This is a genomic window from Kitasatospora sp. NPDC056731 (assembly GCF_040687675.1).
Taxonomy (GTDB): Bacteria; Actinomycetota; Actinomycetes; order Streptomycetales; family Streptomycetaceae; genus Kitasatospora.
Map to the genome: position 1 here is coordinate 81,541 of NZ_JBFBNR010000029.1, position 20,340 is coordinate 101,880.

General features: G+C 72.3%; 18 protein-coding genes. 7 read left to right on the plus strand and 11 right to left on the minus strand.

All coding sequences use genetic code 11. The annotated features are described in order from the left end of the window. Positions 1-337: 337 nt before the first annotated feature. Both AB0R04_RS26660 and AB0R04_RS26665 read right to left on the minus strand, forming a co-directional pair. Entirely contained in the window at positions 338-2,908 is a 2,571-nt protein-coding gene (locus tag AB0R04_RS26660) for an FtsX-like permease family protein (protein WP_363375487.1), read from the minus strand. A 3-nt stretch (positions 2,909-2,911) separates the two neighbouring features. Continuing rightward, positions 2,912-3,646 carry an ABC transporter ATP-binding protein gene (locus tag AB0R04_RS26665; RefSeq protein WP_363375541.1) on the minus strand — a complete coding sequence of 245 codons (735 nt, stop codon included), beginning with the start codon at positions 3,644-3,646 and terminating at the stop codon, positions 2,912-2,914. 298 nt (positions 3,647-3,944) lie between these two features. On the opposite strand from AB0R04_RS26665, the gene AB0R04_RS26670 reads away from it, so the two are divergent. After that, positions 3,945-5,213, plus strand: a complete 1,269-nt coding sequence (locus AB0R04_RS26670) for a sensor domain-containing protein (RefSeq protein ID WP_363375489.1) — start codon at positions 3,945-3,947, stop codon at positions 5,211-5,213. Further along, entirely contained in the window at positions 5,201-5,845 is a 645-nt protein-coding gene (locus tag AB0R04_RS26675) for a response regulator transcription factor (protein ID WP_363375491.1), read from the plus strand. The genes AB0R04_RS26670 and AB0R04_RS26675 overlap by 13 nt, the downstream gene beginning before the upstream one ends. Positions 5,846-5,914: 69 nt before the next feature. Here the strand turns inward: AB0R04_RS26675 and AB0R04_RS26680 are convergent, their stop codons facing one another. From AB0R04_RS26680 to leuC, 5 genes are read right to left on the minus strand one after another with little or no spacing between them, the layout of a single operon-like run. Further along, a complete protein-coding gene (locus AB0R04_RS26680; protein ID WP_363375493.1) occupies positions 5,915-7,189 on the minus strand; it encodes an MFS transporter in 1,275 nt (424 codons plus the stop codon). A 29-nt stretch (positions 7,190-7,218) separates the two neighbouring features. Beyond that, entirely contained in the window at positions 7,219-8,247 is a 1,029-nt protein-coding gene (locus tag AB0R04_RS26685; protein ID WP_063349705.1) for a TauD/TfdA family dioxygenase, read from the minus strand. Further along, entirely contained in the window at positions 8,244-9,443 is a 1,200-nt protein-coding gene (locus AB0R04_RS26690) for a pyridoxal phosphate-dependent aminotransferase (RefSeq protein ID WP_363375497.1), read from the minus strand. Before AB0R04_RS26690 ends, AB0R04_RS26685 begins: the two co-directional genes overlap by 4 nt. Continuing rightward, entirely contained in the window at positions 9,440-10,123 is a 684-nt protein-coding gene (gene leuD / locus AB0R04_RS26695; RefSeq protein ID WP_363375500.1) for a 3-isopropylmalate dehydratase small subunit, read from the minus strand. Before leuD ends, AB0R04_RS26690 begins: the two co-directional genes overlap by 4 nt. A gap of 35 nt (positions 10,124-10,158) precedes the next feature. Next, a complete protein-coding gene (gene leuC, locus AB0R04_RS26700; protein ID WP_363375503.1) occupies positions 10,159-11,559 on the minus strand; it encodes a 3-isopropylmalate dehydratase large subunit in 1,401 nt (466 codons plus the stop codon). A 329-nt stretch (positions 11,560-11,888) separates the two neighbouring features. Here leuC and AB0R04_RS26705 point away from each other — a divergent pair, with 329 nt between their 5' ends. The 5 genes from AB0R04_RS26705 to AB0R04_RS26725 all read left to right on the plus strand — a co-directional run bounded on the left by AB0R04_RS26705 (position 11,889) and on the right by AB0R04_RS26725 (position 16,022). Next, on the plus strand, positions 11,889-12,308 hold the full coding sequence (locus AB0R04_RS26705; protein WP_159398537.1) for a hypothetical protein: 420 nt from the start codon (positions 11,889-11,891) through the stop codon (positions 12,306-12,308). Positions 12,309-13,022: 714 nt separating this feature from the next. Beyond that, on the plus strand, positions 13,023-13,652 hold the full coding sequence (locus tag AB0R04_RS26710; protein WP_063349701.1) for a hypothetical protein: 630 nt from the start codon (positions 13,023-13,025) through the stop codon (positions 13,650-13,652). Between the two features lie 119 nt (positions 13,653-13,771). Further along, positions 13,772-14,575, plus strand: a complete 804-nt coding sequence (locus tag AB0R04_RS26715; RefSeq protein ID WP_363375505.1) for a winged helix-turn-helix domain-containing protein — start codon at positions 13,772-13,774, stop codon at positions 14,573-14,575. Between the two features lie 217 nt (positions 14,576-14,792). Then, positions 14,793-15,512: an ATP-binding cassette domain-containing protein gene (locus AB0R04_RS26720; protein WP_363375544.1), complete on the plus strand. Its 720-nt coding sequence runs from the start codon at positions 14,793-14,795 to the stop codon at positions 15,510-15,512. A gap of 288 nt (positions 15,513-15,800) precedes the next feature. Further along, positions 15,801-16,022: a hypothetical protein gene (locus AB0R04_RS26725; protein ID WP_363375508.1), complete on the plus strand. Its 222-nt coding sequence runs from the start codon at positions 15,801-15,803 to the stop codon at positions 16,020-16,022. 178 nt (positions 16,023-16,200) lie between these two features. On the opposite strand, the gene AB0R04_RS26730 is transcribed toward AB0R04_RS26725, so the two are convergent. Genes AB0R04_RS26730 through AB0R04_RS26745 form a run of 4 tightly spaced genes read right to left on the minus strand, consistent with a single transcriptional unit; the run spans position 16,201 to position 20,291 of the window. Continuing rightward, positions 16,201-17,208, minus strand: a complete 1,008-nt coding sequence (locus AB0R04_RS26730) for a hypothetical protein (RefSeq protein ID WP_363375510.1) — start codon at positions 17,206-17,208, stop codon at positions 16,201-16,203. Beyond that, the gene (locus AB0R04_RS26735; RefSeq protein WP_063351477.1) at positions 17,205-17,570 is read right to left on the minus strand and encodes a PadR family transcriptional regulator; all 366 of its coding nucleotides are present in this window, start codon (positions 17,568-17,570) and stop codon (positions 17,205-17,207) included. Before AB0R04_RS26735 ends, AB0R04_RS26730 begins: the two co-directional genes overlap by 4 nt. Positions 17,571-17,614: 44 nt before the next feature. After that, positions 17,615-19,519, minus strand: coding sequence for an ATP-binding protein (locus AB0R04_RS26740; protein ID WP_363375513.1), 1,905 nt, complete (start codon positions 19,517-19,519; stop codon positions 17,615-17,617). Further along, positions 19,509-20,291, minus strand: coding sequence for a response regulator transcription factor (locus AB0R04_RS26745; protein ID WP_363375516.1), 783 nt, complete (start codon positions 20,289-20,291; stop codon positions 19,509-19,511). The genes AB0R04_RS26740 and AB0R04_RS26745 overlap by 11 nt, the downstream gene beginning before the upstream one ends. Positions 20,292-20,340: the final 49 nt, after the last annotated feature.

A 20,340-nucleotide genomic window follows, 5' to 3' on the forward strand; every position in this document is an offset into this window, starting at 1 on the left:
GAGCCGTCCGGCCTTTTCACGCCATGACTGTGAATTCACTAAAACCCACCCACCGCATTCACCGGAATCCGAAAAAGGCGCAGCACAACAGCCCCGTTCGGCCGTGTTCCGTCCACGGCTCGTCGGTACGGGGATTACGCAAAAGGGGAATTCGCTCTGGTGAATGCAGGCTAACACCGGGCGGCGGGGCCGGTCAGGGTCGTTAAGCGGCAGCCGAATGACCCTGGTTGCCGCACTGCGAAACGCCGTTCGACCTGCCCGGAAACCCGAAAACGCCGATGGGGTCCGCGGTCGCGGACCCCATCGGCGGGTCGGTGTGGCAATGGTGGGGGCGGAGCTACTCGCGCAGTCCGATGGCCTCCACCGGGCGGGCGCGCAGGGCGAGCTTGGTCGGCACCAGAACGGCCGCCGCGGCCAGGGCCGAGGTCGCCGCCACGATCGCCAGGTAGAGCAGCGGCGGAATGTGCGGAACCAGGGACCCGGTCAGGCCCATGCTCACCGTCATCAACGGCACGATGGGCACCAGGCTGCCGACCACCACCGCGATCAGGATCAGCATCAGCGTCTCGGTGCGCATCATCCGCATGACCTGTTCGGGGGTCGCGCCCACCAGCCGCAGCAGCGCGAACTCCCGTGCTCTGGACAGCGTGGTCATCACCAGGGTGTTGGCGACGGCCACCGCGATGTACCCGAAGACCAGGACCAGCGGCAGCGCGCTGCCGAACAGGTTGGCCGTGCCGGCCTTCTCCTGGGCGGCGGACAGGCCGCCCTTGTCCTGGACGTGCACCCCGGGGTAGCGGTCGTTGAGCCCGGTGAGCTCCCCGATCACCTTCTTCTTGTCGGCGCCGTCCTTGGCCCGCACCAGCACCGAGTCGTACATCCGGCGCGAACTGTGCTGGAGCACGGTGTCGTAGGACAGGGTGATGTCGCCGAAGCCCAGGCCGCGCTTGTACACGGCGATCACCTTCGGCTCCAGCGTCTGCCCGTCGGGCATGTGCACCTTGATCTGGCCGCCGACGTTCGCGCCGAGCGTGGCCGAAGCCCCGCTGCTGATCGCCACCGTGTCCGTGGACAGGTTGTCCAGGGAGCCCTCGGAGACGTCCAGGTCGACGACCCGGCTCAGGTTGCCCGGGGTCAGCCCCTGCGCCTTGTAGTCGAAGATCTCCGGCGAGCCGAGCATCTTCGTCGAGGCGAACAGGTCGACCCGCACCGTCCCGGCCGCGGCGTCCACCCCGTCCAGGCCGGCGATGAACTTCGGCGCGGTGACCGGCAGGCCGCCGGAATCGCTCGTCACCGTGTAGTCGGCGACGACGCCCGCCTGGGCCTGCGCCTCGGCCGCACCCGACGTGGTGGTCGGGATGAACAGCTGCACCGAGGCGAAGCCGATCGCCAGGATCAGCGGGCCGATGCCGGCCGCCAGCCGCCGGGCGTTGGCCCGGGTGTTGGCCACGGCCAGGAACCCGAGGGTCCCGAACCGCCGCTGGAACGGCGCGGCCATCAGCCTGGTCGCCTTCGCCACCACCGGCGGGGCCAGCATGAGGATCGCGATCACCATGATCAGGCCACCGCTGCCGGCCGCGGCCACCGCGAAGATGCTGCCGAAGAACAGCGGCAGCAGCGACGCACAGAAGCCGAGGACGAACAGCAGGATCCCGATGGCCACCCGGGCGCCGCCGATGCCCGGCTGCTCGGTCTGGGCCTCGCTGAGCGCCTCCACCGGCCGGATCGACACCACCCGGCGGGCCACCGCGAACGCCGCCACCTGCGCGGCGATCACGCCGATGCCGACCGCGGCGATCGCCGGGATCGGGCCGTAGGAGAACTCGAAGTCGTCCGGCAGGATGCCGATCGCGCCGAGCGCCCCGCGCAGCACCCCGGCGGCCAGCATGCCGGGGAAGCAGCCCAGGATCGAGGCCACCAGCGAGATCACCAGGGCCTCGCCCGAGATCATCTTGTGGATCTGCTTGGGCGTCGCGCCGACCGCGCGCAGCAGCGCCAGCTCGCGCCGGCGCTGGTGCACGCTGAGCGCCAGGGTGCTGCCCACCACCATCATGGTGATCAGCACGACGGTGCCGCCGAGCGAGCCCGCCAGCTCCTTCAGGCTGCCCCGGGCCGAGGCGACGTCCGGGTTCTCGACGCTGCTGCGCCCGTCACCGGTGTAGACGTCGATCGCGGAGCCCTTGAGCGCCTTGTCGATCCGGTCGCCGAGCTTGCCGGCGTTGGTGTCCTTGGGCGCCAGCACGCCGATGGCGCTGACCTGGTCGGTGCGGCCGAACAGGGTGCGCGCCTCGTCGTCGGAGAAGAACACCGGCGGGGTGCGCAGCGCCCCGCCGCCGCCCTTGTAGGTGACGATGCCGACGATCTTGTACGAGCTGGCGTCCCGGGTGGAGGCGATCTTGACGCTGTCGCCCACCTTCACCTTGCGGTGGTCGGCGACGGACTTCTCCAGCACCACCTCGCCGGCGCGCTTCGGCTCGTCGCCGTTGCGGTCGTACGGGCCGAGCGCGGCCGCGCCCCAGTTGGTGCCGTTGGACGTCCGGTCGTCGGCGCCCTTGACCAGCTCCTCGCCGTCGTTGGAGACGATCTGCGCGGGGAAGGTGAGCACCGGGACGGCCTTGTCGACGCCCTCGGTCCTGGCGACCTTGTCGACCAGGTCGATCGGGACGCCGACGGCGTCCTTGAGGTCCTTGGACTTGCTCTTCTTGGCCTCGTGGACCGTGAAGTGCTTCTGACCGCCGACCACGACCGCAGCGCCGGAGTAGCGCTGGACCGGCACCCCGTTGCCGATGCCGGACTGGAGGATGATTCCGAAGGCCGTGACGAGCACGGACGCGCCGAACAGGGCGACGAACGCCCCGACGAACCCGGCCTTACGCTCCTTGACGGTCTGTACGACGAGCCTGAACACGTCTCACCACTCCCCCAGCCGGGTCATGCGCTCGGCCACCCGGTCCGGAGTGGGGTGCGTCATCTCCTCCGCGTAGCTCCCGTCCGCGAGGAACACCACGCGGTGCGCGTAGGAGGCGGCGATCGGGTCGTGGGTCACCATGATCACCGTCTGTCCGAGGCTGTCCACGACCTCGCGCAGCAGCGTCAGCACCTGCTTGGCGGTGCGGGTGTCCAGCGCGCCGGTCGGCTCGTCCGCGAAGACCACCTCGGGCCGCGCCGCCAGCGCCCGGGCGATGGCCACCCGCTGCTGCTGGCCGCCGGACAGCTCCGAGGGCCGGTGGCTCATCCGGTCGGCGAGACCCACCTGCGTCACGACCTGCTGCAACCACTGGTGGTCCGGCTGGCGGCCGGCCAGCATCAGCGGCAGGGTGATGTTGTCCGCGACGGTCAACGCCGCCATCAGGTTGTACGCCTGGAAGATGAAGCCGACCCGCTCCCGGCGCATGATGGTCAGATCGACCTCGCTGAGCTGCGCCAGCTCGGTACCGCCGAGCACCACCGAGCCGGCGTCCGGGCGGTCCAGCCCGGCGGCGCAGTGCAGGAAGGTGCTCTTGCCCGCCCCGGACGGGCCCATCACCGCGGTGAAGGTGCCCCGGGCGAAGGCGAGGGACAGATCGCGCAGCGCGTGCACGGCCCCGACGCCCTTGCCGTACGTCTTCCGGACCCCGTCGAGGCGGACGACCCAGTGGGCGTCCAGAGCGGCACTGCCGTCCGGCCGCGGCGGCGCCGCGTACTCCTCCTCCGCGGCCGCGCTCTGGAACTCCTCCGTCCGCGCTCCGCGTCCCTTTCTGCTCACTTCCGGCCTCCACCACTCGCACGCACTACTTGACGTTCACGAAGGTAAGTCCTGGAGCAGGTGCGGAACCAGGGCACGAACTGGAGAGTCGATGGTGCAGAAAAGTGCCACCCACCGCCGCATTTGGGACGGTGGTAGGGTGATCGGGATGACGACTCGGAGGGTTTTAGGAGCCGTGCGAGCCCCCAGCATTGCCGAGTTGCGACGCTTACAACCCGAGCAGTGGGTCCGCCAGACGGTGATCCGTTTCCCTCCGGCCGCGGGCTACGTCCTGCTCTGCCTGATGACCGGACTCGCCGGGCTGCTGCTGTTCTACCTGATCGCCATCATCTTCGCGCTCTGCCTGGTCGGAACGGGCTTCCTGCTGCTGCCCAGGACACTGCGGGTGCTGCGCAGGTACGCGGAGGTCCACCGCCGGTGGGTCGGCCGGCTGCTGGAGACCGAGGTCCGCACGCCCTACCGCGACCTGGAGCCCGGCCGCACCGGCCCCCGCAAGCCCTCCCTGCGCGACCCGGCCGTCCGCAAGGACCTGGTCTGGGTGATCACCCACGGCGTCGTCGGCTCGGCCCTGTGCATCTTCGCCCTGAGCATCTGCGGCAACGCCTTCAACTGGCTGTCCGCGCCGGTGTGGTGGAAGCTCGCGTCGGGCGAGCGCAACTCGATCATCCTGATGAACGTCGACTCGTGGCTGAAGTCCTTCGTCGCGGTGTTCATCGGCGTCGGCTACGCCGTGGTGGCGATGGCCGCGATGCGCGGGCTGGCCCTCGTGCACGCCCGGATGTCCCGCCGGCTGCTGACCGCCCGCCCCCGGGTCGCGCTCGCGCAGCGGGTCCGCGAACTCTCGGTGACCCGCGCCGAGGCGCTCGACGCGCACGACGCCGAACTGCGCCGGATCGAACGCGATCTGCACGACGGGGCGCAGGCCGGCATCGTCGCCGTCTCGCTGCGGCTCGGCATGATCAAGCGCGCGCTCGGCCAACGGCCCGAGCAGGTCCCGGAGATGGTGGACGCGGCCCAGAACCTCGCCGAGCAGGCGTTGGAGTCGCTGCGCCACCTCGTCCGCGGCATCTACCCGCCGGTGCTCGCCGACCGCGGGCTGACCGACGCCGTCCGGGCGCTCACCGCGCTGTGCGGGGTCCCGACCCGGATAGACATCGACGAGTCGGCCGGCGCGGCGCCCCGCGCGCCCGCCGCCGCCGAGGCCGCGGCCTACTTCGTGATCTCCGAGGCGCTCACCAACATCACGAAGCACAGCGGGGCGCGCAGCGCGCTGGTGTGGCTGCGGATCGCGTCGGACGCCATCTCGATCAGGGTCGAGGACGACGGCAAGGGCGGCGCCGCCGAGGGCACGGGGAGCGGGATCCTCGGACTCCGGCGCCGGGTCGCCGCCTTCGACGGGACCACCGACCTGTTCAGCCCGCCCGGGGGCCCGACCGTACTGAAGGTGGAGATTCCATGCGGATCCTGATCGCCGAAGACAACGCCCTGCTCCGTGAGGGGCTGGTCCTGCTGCTGAACAGCGAGGGGCACGAGGTGTGCGTCACCGTGGACAACGGGGACGACCTGCTGCCCGCGCTGCTCGAACACCGCCCGGACGTCGCCGTGGTGGACGTCCGGCTGCCGCCGACGTTCCGCGACGAGGGCCTGCGCGCCGTCGTCGAGGCCCGCAAGCAACTGCCCAACCTGCCCGTCCTGGTGCTCTCGCAGTACGTCGAACGGGCGTACGCGACGGAGCTGCTGGCGCAGAGCGCCTCCGGGGTCGGCTACCTGCTGAAGGACCGGGTGGGGCGCGCCGAGGAGTTCCTGCTCGCGCTGGAGCGGGTCGCCGACGGCGGCACCGCGATGGACCCGGAGGTCATCTCGCAGCTGATGGTCCGCCGGGCCGGCGACGACCCGCTGTCCTCGCTGACCCAGCGCGAGCGCGAGGTCCTGGCGCTGATGGCGGAGGGGCGCAACAACGGCACCATCGCCGAGATGCTGTTCATCGCGGAGAGTTCGGTGAACAAGCACATCGGCAACATCTTCGCCAAGCTGAACATGCCCACGCCGGACAGCGGCCACCGCCGGGTGCTCGCCGTGCTCACCTACCTGCGGGCCTGAACGCCCGAAGCAAGACACGCGGAGAGGGGCGGCGCCGGTCGGGCGCCGCCCCTCTCCGCGTCCCCCTCCTCAACTCCCGGACGGGTGCTCCCGGTTGTCGGGCAGGGCGGGGAAGGCGCGGACCGCGGGGGTGACGGTCACGCCGAGTGCGATCAGCAGGAACGCCGCCGCACAGCTCAGGACGGTGGGCACGGCGTGCACCGTCTCCAGCAGCAGCCCGCACAGCAGCGGGCCGAGCGCCGCGCCGGCGCCCATCGAGACCCCGATCAGGCCGGCCAGCCGGCCGCGCATCTCATCGGGGGTGACCATCATCTGATGACCCGCCACCAGGGCGGTGGCGGTGGGTGCGAGGAACGCGGCCGCGCCCAGCACCAGCCCGGACGGCCAGCCGGTCGGCACCACCGCGAGCAGCGGCACCAGCACGGCGGTGGCCCAGGTCAGCACCATGAGCGCCGTGAACGGCGAGAGCGAGCGGCGCAGCCGCCCGGCCGCCAGCGCACCCGACACGCCGCCCGCGCCGACCAGGGCGCCGATGGCACCGATCTCGGCACCGGACCGCCCGTCCTGCTGGGCCATCACCACCACGGCGATCAGCAGGCCGCTGAACACCAGGTTGAAGGCGGTGCCGAACAGCACGGTGGCCCGCACCGCCGGGTTGCCGCGCAGCCAGCGCAGCCCCGACGCCATCGCCTGCAACGTCCCCTCGGGCCGGTCCGCACCCTCGCCCTCGGGCGACGACGCCGGTGCGGCCGGCGGCGCCGGCAGCCGCAGGAACAGCAGCGTGACGAAGGCGATCGCCGAGGTCACCGCCTGGGCGACGAACGGCAGCAACCGCTGGACGCCGTACAGGAATCCGCCGATCCCCGGGCCCACGATGGTCGCGAGGTAGTAGCGGGCGGTGTTGCGGGTCACGGCGTCGGCGAGTTGCGAGGACGGCACGACACTCGGCAGCAGCGCCTGGTCGGCGGTGCCGAACAGCGAGGTGCACACCCCTTCGACCACCGCCACCACCACGATGGCCGCCAGCGGCGCGTGCCCGATCGCCACCAGCAGCGCGAGCACGCCCAGCGCCGCGGCCCGCCCGAACTCCGAGACCAGCATCAGCGTCTTGCGGCTGACCCGGTCGGCCAGCGCCCCCGAGGGCAGCGCCGCGAGCGCCCGCGACCCGGCGATCGCGAACTCGGCCAGCGAGGCCTCGAAGGCGGAGCCGCCGAGCCCGAGCACCAGCAGCGGGTACGCGATCAGCGTGCCCTGCGCCCCCAGCTGGGAGACCATGTTCGCGGTCCACAGCACGTTGTACTCGCGGTTGCGGGACAGCGGCGGCGGGCCCGGCTCCGCGGCCACGGCGGCATCGGCCGTCGTACTGCCCGAGGTCACTGCGGCGGGGTCGGCAGCGCCACCGCGGGCGCCGACGTCCGCTCCACCGGGCGGAGTTCGGACCACGCGTGCGCCCCGGCCATGCTGACGAACAGGTCACGCGGCGGCACGAAGGGGGCCCGCCCGTGCGCCACGCTGATGTTGTCCACGATCAGAACCTCACCGGTGTGCACGTTGACGTCGATCTGCTGCGCCCGGTACGCGGCCTGGAGCTGCCGGACGACCTCGTCCGGGATCTCGCTGCCGTCCGCGTAGAAGGTGTTGGTGGGCATCCCCCACGGGCCGTACTCCTCCAGCAGGAAGTCGGCGACGTCCTCGCGCAGGGTGCGGGCGTGGAAGAAGGTCAGGTGGTTGAACCAGGAGCGGACGCCGGTCTCCGGGTGGGTGGCGACGGCCCAGCGGAGCTGACGCGTCCTCAGGTGGTTGCGCTCCAGCCACTCCAGCTCGATGCTGTTGGCGTCGCAGTAGGCCTTGACCTCGTCCGGGTCGCTGGTGCCGAACGCCTCCTGCCAGGAAAGGCCCAGGCCGGGGCGGAAGTTGCGGACGAGCAGGTAGCCCTCGCGCTCGAACCGCTCGGCGGTCTCCCGGGGCAGCCCGGCGTGCAGGGCGCGGCAGTCGGCCAGCAGGCTGGCGCCGCCGTCCGGCGACTCCTGGCGGCAGAAGAAGAACAGGTAGCGCGGGACGTTCAGGTTGTACGACTGCTCGGTGTGGAGGAAGATCTCCTCGGTCGCCGGGTGGTCGGTGGCCGTGAACACCCCGGGGTGCAGCTCGGTGCGCGGCGAGGAGCGCTCGGTGTAGTCGAGCGGCCGGCCGACGACGGCGTTGACGAAGGTGTCCAGCTCCGGCCACTCCTGCCAGTCGAAGCCGCTGAGCACGACCGCGCCGTGCTCGGTGATCCGCCGGCGGATGAACTCCCCCTGCTCCTTGCCGAGGTCGACCAGCCGGTTCCCCGCGGTCTCGGCGGTGATCCCGAGGACCAGTCCGTCGTGCCGCGCTTCGGTCGAGATGCTGATGGCGGTTGTCACGGAGTGACTCCCTTCTGCGGGCTGCGGGCGCGAAGCCGCTCGGCAGCGGTGTCGAGGGTCTGGAGTGGACGGTTGAAGGCGATCCGGACGTAGCGCTCGCCATCGGCCGGATCGACGAAGAACGAGGTGCCCGGCGCCACCAGCACACCGGTCTCGGCGAGCAGCGTGCGGATGAAGCGCGGGCTGGGCTCGTCGGTCAGCCCGTCGATCCGGGCCAGCACGTAGCAGCCGCCGGCCGGGGGCGTGAAGTCGAAGCCGGCGTCCCGCAGCAGGGCCACCGTCCGGTCGCGCCGCTCGCGCATCCCCGCCGCGTGGTCCCAGCGCTCCGGCAGCAGCAGGTCCGCGTTGGCGGCGGCGTGCTGGAGCGCGGCCGCCGCACCGCCGGTGGTGGCCACGTGCACCTTGCGCAGCAGGGCGGTGAGCTCCGGCGCCGCGCGCAGGAAGCCGAGCCGCCAGCCGCTGATCGCATGGCTCTTGGAAAGGCTGCCGACCACCACGGACCGGTCGGCCAGGCCCTCGATCTCGGCGACCGAGCGGTAGCCGGCCGACTCGTAGATGTACCCGGCGTACACCTCGTCCGAGATCACCACGGTGCCCCAGCGCCGGCACAGCTCGGCGAGCAGGTCGAGGGTGCCGCGCTCCAGGACGACGCCGGTCGGGTTGGCCGGGCTGTTCACGATGACGGCGCGGGTGCGCGGTCCGAAGGCCGCGGCCAGCTCGTCCGGGTCGACGCTCCAGTCGGGCTCCCGCAGCCGGACCGGGCGCGGGCGGGCGCCGGTGAGGGCGATGGCGCTGAGGAAGTTCTCGTAGAAGGGCTCGAACACGATCACCTCGTCGCCGGGGTCGACGAACGAGAGCAGGGCGACGGCCAGCCCCTCGCTGCCGCCGACGGTGACGGTGATCTCGGAGCCCGGGTCCGGGGCGCCGGGCAGGGCCGCGGCGATCCGCTCGCGCAGCAGCGCCAGCCCGGCCGGGTCCTGGTACTGGTGGACGCCGGCCCGCAGCGCGGCCACCGCCGCCTCGACCAGCCCGGGCGGCGTGTCGGGGTAGGCCGGGGTGCCGACCGCGAGGTCGATGGTGTCCGGCGGCAGCCCCTCCAGCAGCAGCGCGGCCAGCCCCCCGCCGGGCAGTCCGGCGACCCGCTCGGCGCCCAGGGCGCGGCGGGCCGGGGTGTCATGGTGCGTGGTGGCGCTCATCGGCTCACTCCCGCGGCGTCGGTCCGGAGCCGCTGTTCGGTCTGGAGCGGCGCTTCGCCCTGGAGCCGCTGCTCGGCCAGGTCGAAGGCGCCGCGCGGGATCTCGGGCAGCCAGGACGGGCGGCCCGCCTCGTACGCCTCGATGTCCCCGGTCCTGAGCAGGGTCTCCGCGATCACGTCCTGCCCTTCGAGCAGCCGGGCCCGGGCCCGCGCGTCGACCGTGAACGGGTGCTCGCCGCCCGGCCGGCGCAGCAGGCCGGCCCGCAGGTCCACGGTGAGCCGCAGGCCCTCGGCGGACTCCGCGAGGTCCATCAGCTCCTCGACCACGGGGGTCGGCAGGTCGACCGGGACGAGCCCGTTGTTGAGGGCGTTGCGGCGGAAGATGTCGCCGAAGCCGGTGGCGACGACGGCGCGGAACCCCCAGTCGCGCAGCGCCCAGACGGCGTGCTCGCGGGAGCTGCCGATGCCGAAGTCCCGGCCGGCCAGCAGGACCGTCGCGCCCGCGTGGCGCGGCTGCTCCAGGACGAAGCCGTCCTCGGCGCGCCAGCGGGCGAACAGCGCGTCCTCGTAGCCGCTCTTGGTGACCCGCTTGCAGAACTCCGCGGGCAGGATCTGGTCGGTGTCGACGTCGTCGCGGCGCAGGGCGACCGCGCGACCGTGGTGTTCGACGAAGGGTTCCATACTCAGCTGTCCTCTCTCCGGCCGGGCCGGCGCTGTCAGGCCAGGTCGGCCGGGGCCGCGAGCCGCCCGGCCACCGCCGTCGCGGCGGCGACCGCGGGCGACACCAGGTGGGTGCGGGCCCGCGCCCCTTGGCGGCCTTCGAAGTTACGGTTCGAGGTGGAGGCGCAGCGCTCGACACCCTCAAGACGGTCGGTGTTCATCCCCAGGCACATCGAGCAGCCGGGCAGCCGCCACTCGGCGCCGGCGGCCGCGAAGACCTCGTGCAGCCCCTCCGCCTCGGCCTCGGCCCGCACCTGCATCGAGCCGGGGACGACCAGCATCCGGGTGCCGGCGGCGACGGTGCGCCCGCGCAGCACCCCGGCCGCGGAGCGGAGGTCCTCGATCCGGCCGTTGGTGCAGGAGCCGACGAAGACGACGTCGATCGCGAGGTCCCGCATCGAGGTTCCGGGCCGCAGGCCCATATAGGCCAGCGCCTTCTGCGCGGAGGCGCGTTCGAGCGGGTCGGCGAAGGTCTGCGGGTCGGGCACGGCGGCGGCGAGCGGCACGGTCTGGGCGGGGTTGGTGCCCCAGGTGACGAGCGGGGTGAGCCCGCCCACGTCGAGCACGACCGTCCGGTCAAACACGGCGCCGGGGTCAGTGGCCAGGGTGGACCAGTCGGCGACGGCGGCGTCCCAGTCCGCCCCGTCGGGGGCGTGCGGACGGCCGCGCAGGTACTCCAGGGTGGTCTCGTCGGGTGCGACGATCCCGGCCCGGGCGCCGGCCTCGATGCTCATGTTGCAGAGCGTCATCCGGGCCTCCATGGAGAGCCCGCGCACCGCGTCGCCCCGGTACTCGATGAGGTGGCCCTGCGCCCCGTTGGCCCCGATCCGGGCGATCAGCGCGAGGATCATCTCCTTCGCCCCGACCTCCGGGGGGAGTTGGCCGGTGAACTCGACGGCCAGGGTGCGCGGCCGGCCGATCTCCAGGCACTGGGTGGCCAGGACGTGCTCCACGTCGCTGGTGCCGATGCCGAAGGCGAGCGCGCCGAACGCGCCGTGCGTGGCGGTGTGGCTGTCCCCGCAGACGATCGTCATGCCGGGCTGCACCAGGCCGAGTTCGGGTCCGACGACGTGCACGATCCCCTGCCGCCGGTGGCCGACCGAGTAGAGCTCGACGCCCTGTTCGGCGCAGTTGCGGCGCAGCGTGTCCAGTTGGACCAGGCTGACCGGGTCGAGCACCGCGGTCGCCGTGGTGGCGACGTTGTGGTCCTCCAGCGCCAGGGTCAGCCCCGGCCGCCGGACGCTGCGGCCGGCCAGCCGCAGCCCGTCGAAGGCCTGCGGGGAGGTGGCCTCGTGGGTGAGGTGGAGGTCGATGTAGAGGAGGTCCGGTCCGCCGGGCCGGGAGGCCACGACGTGGCGCTCCCACAGCTTCTCCGCGAGTGTCCGTGCTGGGCCCATCGTCGTCCCTCTCTCCCCTGCGCTGTCCGTGCACTACGGCCTTGGGGCGGAACCCCGGCCACCGCATGCCGTCCCGGCCGTACGGACCTCAGCCTCCATGGCGCCACCCGCCGCCCACCACGTCTTTAAGCCGGTGCGAAAACGCCCAGCACAGGCGATCACGTGCACGAAGAAAGGTGCAGAGAACTGCACCTCGGATCGGAAGTAAGCCCCCATGAAATCGGCGGCGCCCGGGTTCAGGATGGAGTCATCGAAGGCGGAACCAACGCCGGGACGACGGGCAGAAGATCATCGGATCCCACGGGACCCAGGGAGGAAGCATGTACCCGATGCGCAGGAGCCACGGGGCCGAACCCGGACACCGGCGGAGCAGGACGGTCGTGCTGACCCTGGCCGCCGTCCTCCTGGTCGGCGCCGGAACGTCCGCCTGCCAGGTCAGTACCAAGGCCGCCGACCGGATCGAGCTGTGCGCGAAGATCTTCGGCAAGACCTTCACCGATCCGTTCCCGGACAACGTGGAGGAGGCCCGCAAGAAGATGCGGGCACGGGCCGACGAGCTCGACGGGCTGGCCAAGCAGGCCGGGGACGACAAGCTCCGCAATGCGATCCAGTCGACCGCCGACAAGATGCGCAACGCCGACATCCGCGAGAAGGGTGCGGTGCGCACCGTGGTCGGATACATCGGTGAGCAGAACGACCGCATCAAGGAACTGCGCCAGACCTGCCTCGACCACCACGACTACCCGTGATGACTGGGCTTCCGAACCAGCGTCACCGTTGAGGCTCCCAGCGAGCGCACGGTGACCACAGACCGGAATCGGTGAACAGGGCACTAACAGTTCCCCCACCGATTCCCTTGGCCGGGCCCCTCGTTGGGTCCCCCGTCTTCCGGGGGGCCCGGCCGTAAATCTCCCCGTACCAATACAAGCCAGGAGCAGTCATGCCCGATTCGAGCGGCTGGAAGCCCACTAAGGAACGCCCGATGTGGCCCTGGGTCGTCCTCGCGGTGGTCGCCGTTGGCGTTCTGATCAACGTGCTTATCACGATCTGACGAGCAGATCGAATCCGCGCCTGAGGAACTTCCGCGCTCTTGGCAGGTAGGCCGAGAGCGCGGACCCACGTCCGGCGCGACTCCGGCCCCACAGACCCCTCTCACCCCACCCGCCCCACGGGTCACACAACCCGTCAGGGGGCGGCCGAACCGAGTCGAGTCCGCTATCCGGATCAGGTGCAGAGAACTGCACCTTCGAACTGGCGAAGACTCGACTGTCACCCCCCTAAAGCGCCACGTAGCGTAGTCGGTACGGGAACGGGCATGGCCATGTCGAACTTGCGGTCACGCACGATCGACCATCCACCTCACCGTGGATCCCGGCTCCCGACCCGCCTACATCAACGGCATTCATGGGGGACTCGTGCCACGTCTGCACTTCACGTCGGCAAGCCTGTTGAGAACGCGTATCATGCCGACCCCGGACTGGGTCAGCGAATCACTCTTCGCCCTGGACCTGCTCTCTTCCCGGCACCGCCAGGCGAAACGCCGGCTCCGATGGCATAAAACCCGTCCCGTCGGGCCGGCCCGCCGGCTGGGTCCCACCCACCGGCTCGGCTCCACCCAGCGGCTCGTCGAACTCGCCCGGACCATCCGCCCGTTCCCCGACATGGACACCATGGTCCGGCGCGCCCGGCACTCCGGGAACGGCGCCGACCTGCGCCTGCTCCGGGACCTGGAGTCCTTCTACCGCATCATGGTCGCCCCGCACTGGGACGTGATCTCCCTCACCGTTCAGAGCGACCGGAAGAAGCGGCTGGAAATCCTCCAGGACTGCGGCGCCCGCAGCCTGCTGAGCACTCTTCACCCGACCGTCCGGCTCTCCACCTGCTCGCTGGAGATACCCGGACAGAACGAGGACGTGCAACTGGAGGAGGTCGGGCTGACCATTGCGCCGTCCTACTTCCTGGCACCCGATTCCCCGGTCCTGGTGGACGACCACACCATTGCCGACGGACCGACGCTCTTCTACCCCATTCTCCCCGACGGACCGAACTGTGCGACCGAGGGCGTGATCGAAGCGGCAGCGATGCCGGCCTGAGACCGATGACCTCCGATCGCGACAGCATCGGAACTTCAAGGGGGAAAACAGCAATGCGACGCATATTCTTCAGTCCGGCGAGCCTGGCCAAAGTATCGTCGGCCGCCCATCTGGATCCGATGAGAGAGGCGCTGTGCGCCCTCGAAACCTTCGCGACGGGCGGCGGAGGCCCCGTCTTCCATTCCTGGCGACGCCGGGTCGCGGGTGAACGGGACGGCCGGGCGCTGGCCGAACTCGCCCGCACCGTCCGCCCTTTCCCGGATCTCTACCGAATTCTCGAAAATTCCTCCGCGGCCGGATCCGGTAACGAATTCCGACCGCGGGTCCTGCGCGATCTGGAGACATTCCACCGGATCGCCGTGGAGCCGTACTGGAACCAGGTGTCGACCCTGCTCGAAGTCGACCGGAACGCCCGGGCCCAGATCATGATGAGCGGCGGCGTCGACCAGTTGCTCAGCACCCTGCACCCGGCGATCCGCTGGCGCCCCCCGGTGCTGGAGGTCCCCGGGACGGGGCACGACATCAAACTGGAGTCGACCGGCCTGGAGATAGCGCCGTCGCTGTTCCTGTTCTCCCGGTCGCCGATCCTGGTCGAACAGCAGGGCGACCGGCCCCTGCTGCTGCTCTACCCGATCCCCGTCCCGCGCGACCGGGAGAACCTGTGGGACCCGGCGCCCGACGGCGACCAGGCCCTGGGCGCCCTGCTGGGGCGCACCCGGGCGGCCGTCCTCCAGGTGCTGACGACCACCTGCACCACCACCGAGGTCGGCGAGCTGGTGGGCATCTCCACCGCCGCCGCGAGCCAGCACACCGCCGTCCTGCGGGCGGCCGGCCTTATCACCACCCTGCGCTCGCTCAACAAAGTGCACCACACTCTGACCCCCCTGGGCGGGGCGCTTCTTCGTGGGGATCCACTCGTCTGACAATTCGCCCTATACCGACGATTCCCGAAGTAACGAACCCGCAACACGCCCCGAGGAGCGATCTGGATCTGACACGGATGGTCTAGGAAAGTGCACCATACATACGGATGCGGGCAGCATGGCCTAAACCCATTACGAGCGAGTAGGTTCTGGGCATGCACGCACGATGCCTTGTCGCCGCACGCATCATTTACGGAAGCCTGGGAGCGGATTCATGATGGGAGGTGGACCAGCTGAGCGGGAAGCCGCCCCAGACTGTGCCGTCACGCTGGAAAACGTGTCGAAAATCCACCCGGGCACGAACGGTCCCACAGCGGTCCTGCGCGAGTTCTCACTCGGCGTACGAAAAGGCCGCTTCTGCGCCGTCATGGGAGACGAACGCGCCAGCACCACAGCACTCCTGGAGTGCATGGCCGGCGTCACCACCCCGTCCACCGGAACGGTCCACTGGGCCGACGGTGGACGGGGTTCCGTCGGTGCGCTCTGGGGCCAACACGAGCCCGTCCACCCGAATGTGACGGTTCGTGAATTCGTCGACCCGGGCGTTTCCGCACTCGGCCGCCGCCAGGCCTGGCAGATCAGCCGGGTCACCCGACTGTGGCTCTGGCGGCGGCCGCTCCGGAGACTGGGCCGGGTCCAGCAGCACAACGCCATGCTGGCCCGGCTGCTGGCCGGCTCACCGCGCCTGCTGCTGGTCGACACCCCCGGCCACGACGACTCGCCCGAACTCGCCCGCGCCATCGGCGCCTCACTCCGCCGCGCGGTCCGCGCCCTCGACCTCACGGCGGTCCTCGTCACCACCGACCCGGAAGCCGCCGCGTGCGCGGACAGCGTCGTCTTCCTCCACCACGGCCGCCTCGCCGACGCCCTCGGCCCCTCCACCCCCGCCGAGATCGCCGACTGCCTCCAGCACCTCCGAAGAGGCTCGACCACCTGATCCGCCCCGCCTTCCCCGGCGCCCCTCTCCCAGGGCGCCCCCGGCGCCCCTTCCCCGGCGCCCCTCGCCCTCCCCGGCGCCCCCCGGTCAAGCGGTGCACAGCGCTTCCCCAGTCGCGGCTCCCGCGCCCCGTACGCCCTCCCGCGCACCGCGCCGGCGCATCCCGGACCGCCGCCCGCCGCACCCGCCGCCGCGGGGCAGTGCGGCGGCAACGTCGCCGACTCCACCACCTCCGGCACGTGGAAGCTGCACGACCCCGACGGGCCGAACCCCGCGAAGATCGGCGTGGTGACCTTCTGCACCACCGCCTCCCCCGCCGTCACCGGCGACGGCGTGGCCGCCATCCACCACCACGTCGGCCAGCCCGTCTGCAACCCCACGGCCGCCGACCCGGCCGAGAAGCTCTTCCAGATCGTCGGCGACGTCCAGCTCCAACCGGTCCACGCGGACGGCGGCTTCGGCGCCCTGAGCGCCCTGAGCGTCATCAACGGCTTCTCCGCCGACCGCTGAGGACCGGCCACCGCGCACCGATCGCCGCGCACCGATCGCCGATCACCGAGGACGGACCGCCCGACCGCCGAGGACCGACGCCGAAAGATCCCCGAGCCCCTTCCGGAAGAAGGGACTCGGGGATCCTCGGACCGGCCGGCCCGACACCGGCGGTCAGTTCGGGGCACCGCCTGCGCGGTCAGGCCGGCTCGACCGGCTCCGGGTTCCGGGAGGCGGCCAGGGTGCGGCTGAACGCGGCGAGGGCGGCGGCGACGGCCAGCAGACCGACCACGACCGCGAGGTTGCGCCCGAGGTCGGCGAGGTCGCGCGGCAGCGCCCAGTAGTAGGGCGCGGGGAGCATGACCGCCCAGGGGAGGGCGGCCAGCGCCACTCCGACGGCGCGCGGCCGGTCGGGCCGGCGGGCGGCGAAGTGGACGAAGAAGGCGATCGCCATCACCACGGCGGGCCAGGCCGACGACGCGTCGAGCAGCATCTGGGTGCTGCGCGGGAAGATGATCTCGGAGTAGTCCTCCAACTCGCGCCAGGGCCAGGCGAGGACGAGCGCGCTCATCGGCAGCACGATGGCACCCGCCGCGACGACCGTCCCGACCCGGGCGCGGACGCGCTGGTCGACGCCGTCGGGCGGGGCGATGAGCAGCGGCACCCCGAGCAGGAGCCAGAGGGGCAGCTGGTAGAGGGACAGGAAGAGCACCCCGGCCGGGTGGACGAAATAGCCGACCGCGGCGCCGATCCGGGCGAGGACGCCGACCAGCACCAGGACGCGGGCGGCGCCCCAGTGCCCGAGGCCGGCGCCGAGCAGCGCGAGGAGCCAGGGGACGGTCTGCACCACGCCCACCGCGGACGCGGCCGTGCTGTGCAGGCCCATCAGTTCGGAGTGCGGCTCCCTGATGAAGAGGCCCATCAACAGCTGGACGAAGGCCAGGGCCGCCCCGCCGGCCAGCAGGTACGGCGCGGCGCCGGCGAGCGCCCGGCCCGCGGGGTCGCCGGAGCTGAGCCGGGTCCGCAGCCGGGCGGCGTGCGCGGCCAGGGTGACCCACTCGCGCAGCACGGTGCGCCGGTCGGCGCCCTCGACGGACTCGGCGAAGACCGCGGCGATCTCCTCGCCGTGCGAGGCCCGGTAGGCGGCGGGGTAGATGCCGATCAGCGGGAGCCTGCCGGGCAGCGCCCCGGCCTGCTGCGCGGTCATGCCGCACCGCCGCTCAGCCGGAGCGCCCCGAGGCGCGGACCCCGCCCGAGCGCGAGCCTGCGCTCGGCCTCGACGACTCCGGCCCGCAGCCGCGCCGTCTCCGCGCCCAGGACGTCCCGGCCGTCCTCGGTGAGGGCGAAGGTGCGCCGCATCCGGCCGCCGACGACCTCCTCGTGGTCGATCCGGATCAGCCCCTGCTGGAGGAGCCGGTCCAGCGCGGTGTAGAGCGTGCCGGTGAGCAGCTTGGTCCGGCCGTCGGAGATGGCCAGGACTTCCTGGACGATCGCGTAGCCGTGCCGCGGGGCATCGGCGAGCGCGGTGAGCACGAGCCGGGTCGGCTCCTGTAGTTGACGGTTAGCCATGGCCGTGAGCATAGATCAATGGCAAACATATGTCGATGATTTAGCTATCGGCCCGCTCCGCCCCCGCACCCGGCGGCCGCCGGAGCGGGCAGGCGCACGGTGAACACCGAGCCCGCGCCGGGGCTGCTGGCCGCGTGGACGCCGCCGCCGTGGAGCTCGGCGAGCTTGCGGACGATGGCGAGGCCCAGACCGCTGCCGCCGCTCTGCCGGTTGCGGGACTTGTCGGCCCGCCAGAAGCGCTCGAACACCAACGGCAGGTCCGCCTCGGCGATGCCGCCGCCGGTGTCGGCGACCTCGATCAGCAGCGCGTCGGACTCCGTCCGGTTCCGCAGGGTGACCGTGCCGCCCGCCGGGGTGTGCCGGACGGCGTTGGCGACCAGGTTGCCCACCAGCTGGCGCAGGCGCACCGGGTCGGCGAACACCTCGCACCCGGCCCTGGTCGTCGAGGCGGTGTCAACGACCAGGGCCACGCCCGACGCCTGCGCCCGGGCGCCGTGCGCGGTGGCGACCTGGGCCAGCAGGTCCTCGACGTCCACGGGCTCGCGGTGCAGGGCCAGTTCACCGGCGTCGGCGTCGGCGAGGTCCCGCAGGTCGTCGATCAGATGCTGGAGTTGCAGGGCCTCCTCCAGCAGCGAACTCGTCAGGGCGCCGTCGGCGGTGACGACGCCGTCCTCGACGGCCTCCAGCCAGCCGCGGATGTTGCTGAGCGGGGTGCGCAGCTCGTGCGCGATGTCGCCGACCATCGCCCGGCGCAGTTCCTCCAGCTGTTCGCGGCGCTGCGCCATGGCGTTGAAGGCGGCGGCGAGTCCGGCGATCTCGTCGCGGCCGGTCGCGGACACCCGGGCGGAGAGGTCCCCGTCGGCCATCCGCCGGGCGGCGCGGGTGAGCGCGTTCAGCGGCCGGGAGAGCCGCAGGCCGACGATCGTGGTGATCGCCACGGTGACCGCCAGCACCAGCGCGGCGACCTCGGCGACCCGCCCGCGGTGCGGGGCCGACAGCACGGGGGCCTGGTCCGCCGCGCCGGCGGGTGCGCCGACGAACAGCAGCACGGGCGGCGCCACGTACCGGACGAGCTGCTGCCGGCGGGAGTTGGCGAGGCAGGCGGAGATCACCTGCTCCTGCTCCCGGTCGCGGGCCGGGGCCCACTGCAGCCCCAGGGACAGCGTCACGGGCCGGATCTGCTGGCGCTCCAGACAGGCGTTGACGAGCGCGGTGAGGTCGGCGAGGGCGGCGCTCTCGGTGCGGGTCGGGGCGTCCAGCACCAGCGGGGGCGCGCAGCGCACGCCGAGCGGCCGGCCACCGGGGACGCTCACCACGGGGCGGCCGGCGGCGTCGTCGGTGACGGTCGCCTCGACGCCCAGTTCCGACCGCAGGCAGCCGGCCCGGTTCCGCGCGGCCTCCTCCATGGCCGCGCGCTCGGCGGTCGTCAGCCGGAACGGGCCCACGGCGCGGGCGTCGATCCGGTCGGCCGGGGCGTCGGGCAGCATGGCGAGGTCGACGGAGAGCGGGTCGACGGTGGTGGTGGGCGTCCGGGGCAGCACCGTCCGGTCGGCGGCGCCCGGGGGCGGCGCCGACGGCGTGGCGGCCGGGGGCGGTGACCCGGGTGCGGTGGCGGCCGACGGCGGTGACCCGGGTGCGGCGGCCGCGGAGTCGACGACCGGCTCGAAGCGCGGAGTGGTCAGCAGGATGCGCTGCCCGGTGTCGGCGGCGAGCCGCCGCACGGTGCTCTCCGCACCCGTCCAGTCGGGGTGGGTCGCGGCGTAGCCGAGCAGTTCGTGGTAGATCCGGGCCTGGTCCGCGAGGACCTGGCGCTGCTCCTGCCTGATCGCGCCCGTCGTGGTGCGGGCGGTCAGCCAGGCCGTCGCGGCGATCGAACAGAGCGAGACCAGGGCGGAGAGGGCGAGCAGCCGGACCAGCAGGCTGCGGCGCGGCGGGGCGTCACGACGCACCGCGCGGCCCCTCCGCGAGCTTGTAGCCGATGCCGTAGACCGTCAGCAGGCGGGTGGGGCGCCGTGGTTGGGGCTCGATCTTGCGGCGCAGGTTCATCACGTGGGTGTCGACGGTCCGGGTGGTGATGTACCGGTCGATGCCGTGCAGGTGCTCCAGCAGCTGGGCCCGGGTGAAGACCCGGCCGGGCTGGGCGGCCAACACCTGCAGCAGCCGGAACTCGCCGGGCGTGCAGCTGACGGGCCGTCCGTCGGCGGTGACCTCGTGGCGCAGGGGGTCGATGGTGAGGGCACCGGCGGTCAGCACGACCGGCGGCGCGGCGGCGGGCGGCGGGAGCGGCGCCATGGTGGGCGCGGTCGACGGCAGGGTGGGCGCGGCGGGCGGCGCGGAAGCACCCGGGGTCAGCGGCCGGGACCCGCGGCGCAGCAGGGCCCGGACCCGGGCGACTAGCTCGCGCGGGCTGTACGGCTTGGTGAGGTAGTCGTCGGCGCCGAGGTCGAGGCCGAGCAGCAGGTCCTCCTCGGCGGTGCGGGCCGTCAGCATCAGTACCGGCAGGGCGGATTCGGCGCGCAGGGCGCGGCAGACGTCGAGCCCGTCCATGACGGGCATCATCACGTCGAGGACCAGGAGGTCCGCCGGGCCGCGCCGGGCCTGTTCCAGCGCGGCCCGGCCGTCGTGGACGACGACCACGCGGTGCCCTTCCCGCTCCAGGTACAGGCGGGCCAGGTCGGCCTGCTTGGGATCGTCCTCGGCGACCACGACATGTGCGCACATGAGGATGATCGTAAGTCGCCCTCCGGAAGCACCCCTACCGGTTCCCGAC